The organism is Hymenobacter sp. NBH84 (genome assembly GCF_014217645.1).
Classification (GTDB): domain Bacteria; phylum Bacteroidota; class Bacteroidia; order Cytophagales; family Hymenobacteraceae; genus Hymenobacter; species Hymenobacter profundi.
Window position 1 is genome coordinate 3,722,073 of the sequence record NZ_CP043644.1, and the last position, 12,377, is coordinate 3,734,449.

General features: G+C 59.9%; 11 protein-coding genes. 6 read left to right on the forward strand and 5 right to left on the reverse strand.

What is annotated here, in order from left to right:
* Positions 1–29 precede the first annotated feature (29 nt).
* Positions 30–737, reverse strand: a complete 708-nt coding sequence (locus F1C16_RS15585; RefSeq protein WP_185281542.1) for a hypothetical protein — start codon at positions 735–737, stop codon at positions 30–32.
* 168 nt (positions 738–905) lie between these two features.
* Here F1C16_RS15585 and F1C16_RS15590 point away from each other — a divergent pair, with 168 nt between their 5' ends.
* Positions 906–1,061, forward strand: a complete 156-nt coding sequence (locus tag F1C16_RS15590) for a hypothetical protein (protein ID WP_185281543.1) — start codon at positions 906–908, stop codon at positions 1,059–1,061.
* A 65-nt stretch (positions 1,062–1,126) separates the two neighbouring features.
* Entirely contained in the window at positions 1,127–3,661 is a 2,535-nt protein-coding gene (locus tag F1C16_RS15595) for a TonB-dependent receptor plug domain-containing protein (protein WP_185281544.1), read from the forward strand.
* Positions 3,662–3,842: 181 nt separating this feature from the next.
* Here F1C16_RS15595 and F1C16_RS15600 read toward each other — a convergent pair whose 3' ends face one another.
* A complete protein-coding gene (locus F1C16_RS15600) occupies positions 3,843–4,841 on the reverse strand; it encodes an aldo/keto reductase (protein WP_185281545.1) in 999 nt (332 codons plus the stop codon).
* Positions 4,842–5,014: 173 nt separating this feature from the next.
* Entirely contained in the window at positions 5,015–5,473 is a 459-nt protein-coding gene (locus tag F1C16_RS15605) for a hypothetical protein (RefSeq protein WP_185281546.1), read from the reverse strand.
* A 277-nt stretch (positions 5,474–5,750) separates the two neighbouring features.
* On the opposite strand from F1C16_RS15605, the gene F1C16_RS15610 reads away from it, so the two are divergent.
* Complete coding sequence (locus F1C16_RS15610) at positions 5,751–8,642, forward strand: hypothetical protein (protein WP_185281547.1); 2,892 nt, start codon at positions 5,751–5,753, stop codon at positions 8,640–8,642.
* A 162-nt stretch (positions 8,643–8,804) separates the two neighbouring features.
* On the opposite strand, the gene F1C16_RS15615 is transcribed toward F1C16_RS15610, so the two are convergent.
* The gene (locus tag F1C16_RS15615) at positions 8,805–9,314 is read right to left on the reverse strand and encodes a YdeI/OmpD-associated family protein (RefSeq protein ID WP_185281548.1); all 510 of its coding nucleotides are present in this window, start codon (positions 9,312–9,314) and stop codon (positions 8,805–8,807) included.
* A 138-nt stretch (positions 9,315–9,452) separates the two neighbouring features.
* On the opposite strand from F1C16_RS15615, the gene F1C16_RS15620 reads away from it, so the two are divergent.
* From F1C16_RS15620 to F1C16_RS15630, 3 genes are all read left to right on the forward strand, one after another.
* Positions 9,453–10,151 (forward strand): DsbA family protein, encoded by a 699-nt coding sequence (locus tag F1C16_RS15620; RefSeq protein WP_185281549.1) that lies wholly within the window; start codon positions 9,453–9,455, stop codon positions 10,149–10,151.
* 167 nt (positions 10,152–10,318) lie between these two features.
* Positions 10,319–10,933 (forward strand): sulfite oxidase-like oxidoreductase, encoded by a 615-nt coding sequence (locus tag F1C16_RS15625; protein ID WP_185281550.1) that lies wholly within the window; start codon positions 10,319–10,321, stop codon positions 10,931–10,933.
* A complete protein-coding gene (locus F1C16_RS15630; RefSeq protein ID WP_185281551.1) occupies positions 10,926–11,666 on the forward strand; it encodes a ferredoxin reductase in 741 nt (246 codons plus the stop codon). Before F1C16_RS15625 ends, F1C16_RS15630 begins: the two co-directional genes overlap by 8 nt.
* A 150-nt stretch (positions 11,667–11,816) precedes the next feature.
* Here the strand turns inward: F1C16_RS15630 and rfbC are convergent, their stop codons facing one another.
* On the reverse strand, positions 11,817–12,359 hold the full coding sequence (rfbC, locus tag F1C16_RS15635; protein ID WP_185281552.1) for a dTDP-4-dehydrorhamnose 3,5-epimerase: 543 nt from the start codon (positions 12,357–12,359) through the stop codon (positions 11,817–11,819).
* Positions 12,360–12,377: the final 18 nt, after the last annotated feature.

Here is a 12,377-nt window from a genome sequence, read left to right on the forward strand (position 1 = left end):
CTTCGTTGCGCAACCCCGGCAATACCTTGTTACCGATAGGGAAAGGTTTTGGCGGCAGGGCGCAGGAGTTGCTTTACCAGCGCATCGGCGGTAGGCACGGTGGTGCTGCCCGTGCGCTCGTAATTGAAGCGCCAGACCATTTCCCCACTGCGACAGTCGTGCACCGTGAGGTTGGCCGTGGTGACGTTGCCGGTGAGCGGCCCGCCCAACAGCAAAGGCGTATTGCTGAGCAAATGCGCGGCCACGGCTACCCCGTTGGGCATGGGCTGGTAGAGCGTAGCCGCCCCCGACAGCACTGCGTCGACGCCCAGCGCCTGCTGCAACTCCGTCATAGAGTGCTCAAACAGATTATCATAGGTGATGCCGGCGGCGCGCAGACGCTGGTTGGTTTCGCGCACTGGCTGAAACGCTACGGAGCGACTACCTTGCCCCCGCATGGTCTGCACTTGGTTGTGCAGGCAGCGTTGTAGTTCGTAGGCCAGGGCTTCCCGCGCCTGCCGCTGACTTTCGGTCCACTGCTGCTGGCGCTGCGCTATTTGCTCGGGGGTAGGGTCGCTGGTGCCGTGGTATAGAATGTCCTGCGTACGCAGGCGGTCCAGTTCCACCTCGAAGGGCAGAATGGCCACCGTGCGGTGCGTGGCCAGCACCGGCTGGTTTACGTCGCGGGTGGCGTAGGTGCGGGCGCCACACCCACTCAGCAACAAGCTGCTGAGCAGCAGGATATATAGTTTCGACATACCTGTGAGTTCTTACCCGGAAAAGCTTCACCTCTAACCGGGGGCAGATTGAGCAAGCAGAATGGAAATTACGGCAAAAGTTGTCAACGTGATGACTACTTGTGCGTTTACTTATATTAGAAGCAGCTAATTTTCTTTATTCTCTCTCTATTCACTTTGTTTCGCGTTATGGACAGTGGTCTGATTTTTCAACTCGCGTTTCTTATTCCCATTTTCTACCTGATAGCCGGATTGGTGCTATTTGTACTGGCGGTGCGGGTACTGTTGGTGCTGCATACCTACCTCACGCTGAAGGTGAAGCAGGAACAGGAACGGATGCAGTAACAATCGTCGTTGAAAGAATAACTGGCCGCGTTGGCCGTATCTCTTGTTGACTCACTATACTTCTTATGATACCTTCCTTCACACAACGGCGGGCGGGCCTAGTAGCGGGCCTACTAGCTGTGGTGCTGCTATTCGTGGGCTTTCAGGTGGCGCCCCAGGCCGATGGCTTTCTTCAGCAGCTGGTGCGCCAGCTCAACCGGTTCTACGCTGCCACCTTCCCCGAGAAAAGCTACCTGCACCTCGATAAAACCGTGTATGCCGCCGGCGAAACCGTGTGGCTGAAAGCCTACGTGGTGCAGGCCGGCAACCACCGCCCCGACACCCTGAGCCGGGTACTGTACGTAGACCTGCTCTCGCCCGACCAAGTGCTGGTGCGCCAGCAGCTCCTGCGCCTGCGCAACGGCACCGCCACCGGCGACATTCTGCTCCCCGACACCCTGGTGCAGGGCCGCTACACGGTGCGCGCCTACACCAACTGGATGCGCAACACCAGTCCCGATTACTTTTACAATCAGCAGATTATGGTGTGGCACACGCCGCTAGATGCGGTGGCGCCCGCCATTGGAGAACGGCGCACGCGCGTATCGGGCAAAACAGCGGCAGCGCGCCTCACGGTGCAGTTTTTCCCGGAAGGCGGCAACCTGGTAAGTGGCCTGGAAAGCACGATTGGCTTCAAGGCCGTGGATGCTAACGGCCAAGGGGTAGACGTAACGGGTACTATTAAAGACGGACGCGGGCGCGATGTGGTGGCCTTCAAAAGCCAACACGCGGGCATGGGTCGGTTTCAGTTGAAGCCCGAGCCGGGACAGACGTACCAGGCCACGGTGCGGCAGTCGGGCGGCGCTTTCCTCACTACGCCCCTACCCACCGCACTGCCTACAGGCTTCACCATGAAGGTGATGGAGCTGAAAGACCAGATACAGGTGTACATTCAGCGCCAGGCTGGTACGGGCGCTGCTGCTGCCGAGGCCATTACGCTGGTGGCGCACGTGCGCGGGCAAGTGGCCTACGCCGGGCAGGGGCAGGTAGGTGCGGGCACCACGTTCAGCGCCCGCATTCCTAAAAGCCGCTTTCAGACCGGTGTGGCCCACTTCACCTTGTTTGATAGTCAAAACCAGGCGCGTTGCGAGCGGCTGGCGTTTGTGGGCGCCACCACGCCCGACCTGCGCATCACGCTGCAACCCGATAAAGCCCGCTACGCTCCTCGCGAGAAAGTGACCCTGCGCGTGGCCGTGGCCGATGCCGAAGGCAAACCCATGGCCGGGCAGTTTTCCTTGGCTGTGAATAATGCCCAGCTGGTACCCGCCTCTATGGAACAGCGCACCATTCGCTCCTACCTATTGCTCACCTCGGAGCTGCGCGGCACCGTGGAAGAACCCGGCTATTATTTCACCAACCCTACCTACGATACCAACCTGGCTCTCGACAACCTGATGCTGACCCAGGGCTGGCGGCGGTTTGTGTGGAAGGAGCTGCTGGCCAACCGCCTCGGCAACTATCCCTACCCCCTGGAACAGAGTCTGAGCGTGAGTGGACAGGTGATGAATGGGCAGCTACTGGGTAGCAAAGAAACCCCGGCCGCCAACGCCACCGTGCTGTTGCTGCGCTTCGGGGGTGAAAACCAACTGATGACCACCACCACCGACTCGGCGGGTCGCTTCTTTTTCAGTGGGTTTGCGGAGCAGGACACCAGCCGCCTGCTGGTGCGTGTGCAGCCCCAGAAAGGCCTGCGCAACCCCATCGTCAGGCTAGACCAGAAGGTGGCCGAGGGCACCAAAGATCTGCCTACCATCCCGTTGGAGGTGGGGTCGGCGGAGGAAGTGGCCTACCTGCGAAGCAGCAAGCGGCAGCAGGTGATGGAGCGCCAGTACAGCCCCGATGGCAAGCGCATTTTGCTCCAAAACGTGGATGTACGGGGCCGCCGCGAGGTTGCCGACGGCCGGCGCCTCTACTCCCGCGCCGATGCGGTGGTCCGCACCGCCGATATTCCGGCGGCCAATAGCTACACCAATATCCTGCAACTCATTCAGGGCCGGGTGGCGGGCGTGCAGGTGACGGGTAGCCCAACGAATATGAGTGTAGTCATTCGGGGGGTTAATTCCTTTTCGGGTAACAACTCGCCGCTGTTTATCATTGATGGCGTGCAGACAGACGCCAGCATTGTCAATTCCATTCCGGTGCAGGACGTGGAAAGCGTGGAAATCCTGAAAGGGGCGTCGGCGGCTATTTATGGCTCGCGGGGCGGCAATGGGGTCATTGCCATCTTCACCAAGCGCGGCAACCCCAACTACGACCCTGCAAACGACCCCTACGCGGCGTCGCCCATCGGCATGGCTACCTACGCGCTGCCGCGCTATTACCCCACGCGCGAGTTCTACCAGCCGCCCTACCAGAAACCCGGTGCCCAGCTCCCGCCCGATGATACTCGTAGCGCCACGCTGTTTTGGGCACCTCAGATCGTGACAGACGCCAACGGTCAGGCCACCATCACCTTCTATACCTCCGACATTGGTGGCGAATACCGCCTCTCCTTAGAAGGCCTGACCAACAACGGCCTACCCGGCACCGGCTACGGCACCCTGGTGGTAACGGGGAAATAGGGTGTGAGTGTAGGAAGGTAGAGGAGTGAGGTAGAAAAAACGGAGGTTGTCATCCTGAGCGGAGCGAAGGACCTTATGCCCGTTGAACGAGTCGTTGTTACGCTTGTCGTTCTGGCGTGATAAGGTCCTTCGCAAGCTCAGGATGACAACCTCCGTTTTTTCTACCTCACTCCTCTACCTCCTACCCTATCTGCACCTTGGCCAACTCATCGTTGATGAAGGAAATATCTTCACCAGAAAGCTTTACATCGCCAGCTTTGGCGTTTTGGGTGGCTTGGTCGGGGTTGCGGGCACCTACCAGGGCCACTGTGATGCCCGGCTGCGCAATGGTCCAGGCAATGACGAGTTGGGCCAATGTGGCGTTTTTGTCGTCGGCCAGGGGCTGTAGCGTGTGCAGGAAGGCGTTTACCTTCTCGATGTTGTCGGGCGTGAATAGCTTGTTGGTGGAGCGCAAGTCGCTGTCCTCGAACTTCTGCCCGGGCTTGAACTTGCCGGTTAGCAAGCCTAACTGCATAGGGCTATAGGCCAGAATAGCCTTGTTGTGCTCCTGGCAATACGGCACCAACTCCTGCTCGATACCACGTCGCAACATGCTGTACGGCACCTGGTTGGAAGCCAGCTTTATTGTTTTCTCCGCTTCGCGCATCTGCTCCACCGAGTAGTTGCTCACGCCTACGGCGCGCACTTTGCCCTGCTCCACTAGCTTGGCCACGGCCTCCATGGTGTCGTGGATGGGCGTAGTTACGTCGGGCCAGTGAATCTGGTACAGGTCGATGTAATCCGTACCGAGGCGGCGGAGGCTGTCCTCGCACTCCTTGATGATGCTTTCGGGAGCGGCGTATTTATACACGTCAATGTCCTGGCCCTCGTTGTTTTTGGTTTTCATAGCGAAGTCGCCTTTGGGCTCTTTCAAGTCCCAGCGCATGCCAAACTTGGTCAGGATCTGCACTTTGTCGCGAGGCAGGCTCTTGATGGCTTCACCCACAATCTGCTCGCTTAGGCCCTGCCCATAAATAGGGGCCGTGTCGATGCTGGTAACGCCATGCTCGTAGGCTGCATGAATGGCCCCCACGGCATCGTTTTGCTCGGTACCACCCCACATCCAGCCCCCGGCAGCCCAACTGCCAAACGTAATGGCCGACACATGTAGCCCGCTGTCACCTAATTCCCGGTATTCCATTTTTAAAATTCTATAGTTGATTTTATGAACAAAGGCTGACGGGCACGGCCTCCACTGCGTTGTGGACTGCCTGATTTCCGCCCGTCTCGCGAAAAAGCAATGGCCTACCTCACAAAAAATCAGCGCCAGACCAAAGCCCAGCGCTGATTAAGAAAGCAAGTAAGCCAGCGCGATTAGCGCATAGTAGTGGTGCCGCTCGTGGTACCCGAGGTAGTGCGCATCGTACCGCTCGTAGTGCCGGACGTGGTGCGCATGGTACCGCTGGTGGTACCTGAGGTAGTACGCATGGTGCCGCTCGTGGTGCCCGTACGACGACGGCCCGTGGTGGTCGTGCCCGTGGTGGTGCTCATCGTACCAGCCGTAGTGCCCGTGCGGCGACGGCCCGTGGTGGTAGTGCCGGCCGTAGTGCCCATGGTGCCGCTAGTGGTACCAGCGGTGGTGCCGTAGGTAGTGGTGCCTGTAGTGGCCGAGGTAGTTGTACCTGTGGTACCCGTGGTGGTGCCTGCGGTAGTACCTGCCGTGGTGCCGCCGGTGGTCATGGTGCCGGTGGTCATACCGCCAGTGGTCGTTTGAGCCGAGGCTACCGAGATACCACCAAGAAGAGCTGCTGCAAAAAGAATGACGCGTTTCATAAGAATCTGTTTTGAGGAAAGGATGGTAGAGATACTATAATCTCGTGTTCAGGCTCTTACGCGTAGCGCACAGCAGATGACTGAATATAATTTAGTGCTTATAAGAATCTATATTTATCTATATCAGGCAATTATCGCGGTGAACTACCACTACTACTGTGAGTTAGTACAGCTGCTGTTGGGCTCCAATTGCATAATTTAATCTCTGATAGACGCCGCGGCAGCCATTGCTTTTCGCCTGGGCAACCGGTTTCTTGCAGAACCCTAGCCCCTGCCCATGCGCCTGCTTCTTTGCTTCCTGGTATGTTGCCTGCTCCCCGCCCTACCCGGCGCAAGCCAGAGCCTGCCCGTGCTCGACCAAAACCCGCCCGATTTGCGCTGGCAGGAGGTGCGCACCCCGCATTTCCGGCTGCTCTACCCCCGCGGCCTCGACTCGGCCGCCCAGCGCACCGCACACCGGCTGGAGCAGGTGCAGCAGCCCGGCACAGCCTCGTTGGGTGTGGTACCCCGGCACCTGCCTATTGTGTTGCAAAATCAGACGACCATCAGCAACGCCTTCGTCACGTTTCTGCCCCGGCACGCCGAATTCTTCACCACACCCGAACAGGGCCAGGCCCTGGGCACCATGGACTGGCTGGATGGCCTAGTGCTGCACGAATACCGCCATGTGGGACAATTCGACAAAGCCCGACAGGGAATAGGGCGCCTGCTGGTGCCCCTGCTCGGCGACCAGGGCCTGGGCGTGGGCGCGGTGGGTGTACCGCAGTGGTTTTTTGAGGGCGATGCCGTAGGCAGTGAAACCGCCCTTAGCCGTAGTGGCCGGGGCCGCGTACCGTATTTTGGGGTAGGGATGCGCGCTAACCGCCTGGCCGGCCGCCACTTTGGTTACCAAAAGGCCGTAAACGGCTCCTTCCGCGACAACGTGCCCAACTGGTACGTGCTGGGCTACTACATGACCTCCTACCTGAAAACGCACTACGGCCCCAACGTATGGGCCTCGGTGCTAGACAAGTACTACCAGTTTCCCTTTTACCCGTTTTCATTCTCCAACAGCATCCGGCGCACTACGGGCCTGCGTGTGGAAGACCTCTACCAGCGCACCATGCACGAGCTGGACTCTACCTGGCAAGCTGGCCAGCAAAATCTGGCTATTACGCCGGGCAGGGAGTTTCGGGTGAAGGCCGAGGAGCGCGTGTTTACGCAGTACGAATATCCGCAGTACGTAACCGACAGCAGCGTGCTGGCCATGAAAACTGGCTTGGGCACTATTGCCCAGCTGGTGCTGCTGCGCCGCCACGCGCCCGAGCAAAAGGTGTTTGTGCAGGGCCTGACCAACCTACCCGAGATGCTATCAGTAGGCGGCGGCAAGGTCGTGTGGCCCGAGTACCGCTACGACCCGCGCTGGCGGCAGCGCGTGTATTCCGAGCTACGCATCTTGGACCTGAGCACCGGCCGGCTCACGCACCTCACCAAGCGCCGCTACACGGCCGCCGCCCTCTCGCCCGATGGCCGGCAGCTGGTGGTAACGCTCACCGACTCGTCCTACCATCATTCCCTGCGGATTGTGGACGTAGCCACCGGCCGCGAGGTGCGCATCTTGCCCAACCCGCGCAACGATTTCTACCAGCAGCCCCGCTGGCTCCCCGATGGCCGGGTGGTGGCCGTGGCCCTGCGCCGCGCCGGCAAAACCCTCACGGTGCTGGACCCCGCCACCGGCCAAGAGCAGGATTTGTTGCCCGTTGCCAACATCAACCTCACCAACCCGCAGCCTTGGGGCGAGTTTGTGTTTTACAACTCGCCGCAGTCGGGGATTGATAATATATATGCTGTGAGCCAACGCTCGGGCCAGACCTGGCAAGTGACTTCGCGGCCCGTAGGTGCCTACCACGCCGCGGTTTCGCCGGATGGTCAGCGTTTGGCCTTCCAAGAATTCCAGGCCACGGGCAGCCGCGTACTGGAAATACCGCTAGATACCACGGCCTGGCGTGCCCTACCCGCACCCGCAACTACGGCTGTACTTTCGGACCCTTACGCGGCGCAGCTAAGCGCCCAGGAGCCGGCCGCTGCATTAGTTCGGCCATTGCTGGTAAGGCCCGACTCGGCCACCACGCCTTACCCGGTGCGGCCGTATTCGCCGCTGCGGCACGCGTTTAATGTGTTTGGCTGGGGCGTGGTGCAAAGCCCTACCGGCAACAGCGTGAACGTGGGCGTGCGCTCCCAGGACTTGCTGAACACCACCCAGGCCCAGGTGGGGGTAGGCTACAACCAGGCCGAGCGCACGGCCAACGTGTTCGGCGGCCTCAGCTACCAGGGTCGTTACCCCGTGCTCGACCTGAGCGTGGAGCACGGCGGCCGCAACACCGGCGTGTACGTCGACCGCCGCACGCCCCTCGACAGCCTCGTACGCGACCGGTGGAACTACACCCGCCTCACGGTGGGCGGCCGCCTACCCCTCACGCTCACGCGCTCCAAGTACCTGCAAGCCCTCACGCTCAGCGCCTACTACCTCCGCGAGCAGGTGAACGGCTACGACCTGCCCCTGCGCTACCGCACCGACCCCGCATCTGACCGGCCTGTAAATGCCGTGCAAACCTCCTTCAGCTACGTCCGCCAGCTCAAGCTCTCGGCCCGCGATGTGGCCCCGCGCTGGGGCGGCTCGTTGTTGGCTACCTGGCGCACCACACCGTTTGGCGCGGGTCTGAATGCGGCGCAGTTCGGCACGCAGGCCAGCGTGTATTTGCCCGGCATCGGGCGGCACCACGCTATCCGGCTGCGCGGCGGCTACCAGTGGCAGCAGCAACGCGAGTACCAATTCAGCCCCAGCATCTTCTTTCCGCGTGGTATCGGCTACGTGAGCTTCGACCGCCTATGGGTAGGCACCACCGAGTATGCCCTACCTCTGGCATTTGTGCACTGGTCGGTGGGCCGGGTGCTCTACGTGCAGCGCCTGCGCACGACTGCCTTTATGGATGTAGCCCACGGCGAAAGCCGCTCTCTCACCACCGGTGCACTCATCCAACGCGACTACCGCACGGTAGGCGTCGATGGGGCTGTGCTATTTAATGCGTTGCACCTACGCACGCCGTTCGAGCTGGGCGCTCGTTTTGTATACAATCCGCGCACTCGCCAGGCGTCCTTCTCTCCGCTGGTCTTCAATATTCAGATATGAGAGAGGTAAAAGGATAGAAGGGTAGGAAGTGTGTCATCCTGAGCGTAGCGAAGGACCTTCTCACGGTAGAACGATTGACTTACCAACGACTCGTTCACGCGTGAGAAGGTCCTTCGCTGCGCTCAGGATGACACACTTCCTACCCTTTTACCCTCACACCCTCTACCTTCCTACCCTCACCCACCCCTCCCACGGTTTAAAAGGATGACCGCCGGTAGCCAGCTGATGCAACACGCTAATCACGCGCTTGCTGCGGGTTTCGGGGCGTTTGGCACTTTCGATGTGGTAGGCTAAGGCGCGTTTGGTGCCGGGCGTCAGGCGCTCGAAGGCAGCTTCGGCTTCGGGCCAACTGCTTAGGCCTTCGGCTAACTCCTCAGGCAGGTCTACCTGGTTGGGGGTAGGGTCGGGGCTGATACTGACGGTTACTTCGTCGCCGGAGCGCAGACTTAGTTCTGTTAGCAGGGCTTGGTTCAGCATCAGGTACCGCTCGCCCGATTTCAACGGGTGCAGGCCCAAACGCACGGTATGGTCCCGTAGTGCTACCACCACGCGCTTCACTGCTTTGCCGCCCAGTGCCTCTATCACCTCCACGGGCACAACAAGCACTTGCATCGGCATGAAGCTGGGGCCGCCGGGTTGCATTACGGCGCGGAAGGTAATAGGCGTAGCCATCGGTGATGGGGGTAGCAGATGGGGTAAATAGGTAAGCGTGAGAAAGCCCACCGCTCCGGCTTTGGTCGGCCGCGCTGCTTCAGCAGGCAAACTTTTCGCCTTCAAACTACTTATTCATCGGAAAGAAAGCACACGAATATGAAAGTAGAAATTTGGTCTGATATCATGTGTCCGTTTTGCTACATCGGCAAGCGGAAGTTTGAAGCCGGTCTGGCTGAGTTTGCCCACGCCGACGCGGTGGAAGTACAGTGGCACAGCTTCGAGCTGGACCCCAACATGCAGCACACGCCCGGCCAAACCATTCATGAGCTGCTGGCCGAGCGCAAGGGCGTATCGGTGGCCCAAGGCAAGCAAATGAACGACCACATGGCTGGCATCGCCGCCGAGGTAGGACTACAGTACGATTTCGACCGCGTTATCCCCACCAACACGTTCCTAGCCCACCGCTTCCTACACCTAGCTGCCGCTCAGGGCAAGGGCAACGAAGCCGAAGAACGCGTATTTGCGGCCTACTTCACGGAGGGCAAAGACGTGGGCGACCTCGACACGCTGGCCCAACTGGGCGCCGACCTCGGCCTGGACGCCGCTGAAGTGAAAGCCACGCTCCAAACCGACGCCTACGCCCAGCAAGTGCGCTACGACGAGTACCAAGCCCAGCAAATCAACGTACGCGGCGTGCCCTACTTCGTTTTCGATGATAAATACGCCGTGTCGGGCGCCCAGCCGGCCGAGCTGTTTCAGGAAGTATTGGAGAAAGTGTGGGAGGAAAACCATCCTGCCCCTACCCTGGTAGCTGGTCAGGACGGCGCGGCGTGCGATGTGGACGGAAACTGTTAGGTTTCTAAGCAACTGTTTAGAGTAACCACTGCACAATGACGAGACGCATACTTGCGTCTCGTCATTGAACGATACGGGTAGCTGTCGTTCAACGACGAGACGCAAGTATGCGTCTCTACATCATTCTAACTACCTTTTAGCTAACTTAAATAGCCTCTTAGACCGTCATGGCTCCTACCTTCTTCAACCAAGGCTTTCAGCGTAAGCGGCCCAGCAACCACAAGCTGCCGCCCGGCCAGTACGAAACCCAGGATTTTCCGGTGCTGTCGGCCGGGCCTACCCCGCGCATTGCGCTGGAAAAGTGGACTTTCATGCTGGAAGGCTTGGTGGAAGAACCCAAAAAATGGGGCTGGCAGGAGTTCAATGCCCTACCCCAGCAGGACTTCAACCCCGATATTCACTGCGTAACGCAGTGGTCAAAGTTTGATACTAAATGGGGCGGCGTAAGCCTGGACTCGCTGTTGGAGCACGTGCAGCTACGGCCGGAAGCCCGCTACGTAATGGCCACGTCGTACGGCGGTTACACCACCAACCTACCCTTGGCTGATTTACGCGAGGAAAAGGCCTTCATCGGCCTCACTTACGACGGCCAGCCCCTAACGCCCGAGCACGGCGGCCCGGCCCGCCTGGTGGTGCCGCACCTCTATTTCTGGAAAAGTGCCAAGTGGATTACCAGCCTACGCTTTATGGCCGAAGATGAGCCAGGCTTCTGGGAACGCGCCGGCTACAGCATGTACGGCGACCCGTGGAAGGCCCAGCGCTACGCCGACGACGATGAGTAGGTTGGACTGGCAGCTGGCCACCGTCACGGCCATTCACGCCGAAACGCCCCGCGTGAAAACCTTCACGCTCAGCCTACCCCACTGGACGCCCCACCTACCCGGCCAGCACTACACCCTGCGCCTCACCGCCCCCGACGGCTACCAGGCCGAGCGCAGCTACTCCATAGCCTCCCCGCCCGAGCAACCCGACGAGATTGAGCTGACGGTAGAAGCCGTGGAGGAAGGCGAAGTATCGGGCTACCTCTTCGAAGGTGTAGGGGTAGGCGACCAGCTAGAGGTGCGCGGCCCGATTGGTGGCTACTTCGTGTGGCGCGCAACGGCCGCGGCCCGGCCGCTGCTCCTTGTTGCTGGCGGCTCAGGCATAGTCCCGCTGATGGCCATGCTGCGCCACCGCCAGCGTGCGATGTTGCGCAACCCCACGGTGCTGCTGTTTAGCATCCGCACGCCGGAAGAGGTTATTTATCAACAGGAACTGGAAGCAATGGCTGCCACCGACGCTACCTTCACCCTGCTACTGGACTATACCCGCCAAGCCCCCAGCGGCTGGTCGGGCTACCACCGCCGCATCGATACGGCGCTGCTGACAGAGGTGGTAAAGCGATTTGCTGCCTCGCCCGAATGCTACGTGTGCGGCCCTACGGGATTGGTGGAAAGCGTCGCTACCGGCTTGCAGGATCTAGGCCTACCCGCCGAGGACATCAGAACCGAGCGGTTTGGGCCGACGGGCAGGTAATAACAATTGCCTGTCATCCTGAACATTCCGCGCATCAAGCGGCGGCGAAGGTCCTTCTCCCGCTAGAACAACAGGCGTATCAACGACTCGTACTCACGTGAGAAGGTCCTTCGTCGCCGCTCGATGCGCGGAATGTTCAGGATGACAGCTTCAGAAGGGACTTACAAAATCCTTCAGCAGCGGCAGCACCTGGTCTTTGACCGACACTGTAGCATCTGTCACGCCCCAGTCAATACCTAGTGCGGGGTCGTTCCAACGTAGGCCACCTTCTGCTTGCGGGGCATAGTAGTTGGTGCACTTATAGAGAAACAACGTATTGTCTTCCAGCGCTGTGAAGCCGTGGGCGAAGCCTACCGGCACGTAAAACATATTGTAGCGCTCGGCATCCAGCTCCACGGCTACGTGCTGGCCGTAGGTAGGCGAGCCTTTGCGGATGTCCACTATCACATCGAGGGCGCGGCCGGAAGCCACGCGCACCAGCTTGGCCTGCGCAAAGGGTGGCGCCTGAAAGTGCAGCCCACGTACCACACCCCGGTCGGAGCGCGACTGGTTGTCCTGTACCCAGTCGCCGGTGATGCCGGCGGCCGTCATCTTCTCCGCGCTGAACGACTCAAAGAATGCGCCGCGGGCATCACCAAACACGCGAGGCAGTACCTCTACCACATCTGCAATATTGAAGTACTTAAATTCCATGTATCACTAATTAAGCAG

Coding starts and splice junctions, on each gene's coding strand:
- F1C16_RS15585 (WP_185281542.1), bottom strand. CDS start 737: ATGTCGAAACTATATATCCTGCTGCTCAGCAGCTTGTTGCTGAGTGGG.
- F1C16_RS15590 (WP_185281543.1), top strand. CDS start 906: ATGGACAGTGGTCTGATTTTTCAACTCGCGTTTCTTATTCCCATTTTC.
- F1C16_RS15595 (WP_185281544.1), top strand. CDS start 1,127: ATGATACCTTCCTTCACACAACGGCGGGCGGGCCTAGTAGCGGGCCTA.
- F1C16_RS15600 (WP_185281545.1), bottom strand. CDS start 4,841: ATGGAATACCGGGAATTAGGTGACAGCGGGCTACATGTGTCGGCCATT.
- F1C16_RS15605 (WP_185281546.1), bottom strand. CDS start 5,473: ATGAAACGCGTCATTCTTTTTGCAGCAGCTCTTCTTGGTGGTATCTCG.
- F1C16_RS15610 (WP_185281547.1), top strand. CDS start 5,751: ATGCGCCTGCTTCTTTGCTTCCTGGTATGTTGCCTGCTCCCCGCCCTA.
- F1C16_RS15615 (WP_185281548.1), bottom strand. CDS start 9,314: ATGGCTACGCCTATTACCTTCCGCGCCGTAATGCAACCCGGCGGCCCC.
- F1C16_RS15620 (WP_185281549.1), top strand. CDS start 9,453: ATGAAAGTAGAAATTTGGTCTGATATCATGTGTCCGTTTTGCTACATC.
- F1C16_RS15625 (WP_185281550.1), top strand. CDS start 10,319: ATGGCTCCTACCTTCTTCAACCAAGGCTTTCAGCGTAAGCGGCCCAGC.
- F1C16_RS15630 (WP_185281551.1), top strand. CDS start 10,926: ATGAGTAGGTTGGACTGGCAGCTGGCCACCGTCACGGCCATTCACGCC.
- rfbC (WP_185281552.1), bottom strand. CDS start 12,359: ATGGAATTTAAGTACTTCAATATTGCAGATGTGGTAGAGGTACTGCCT.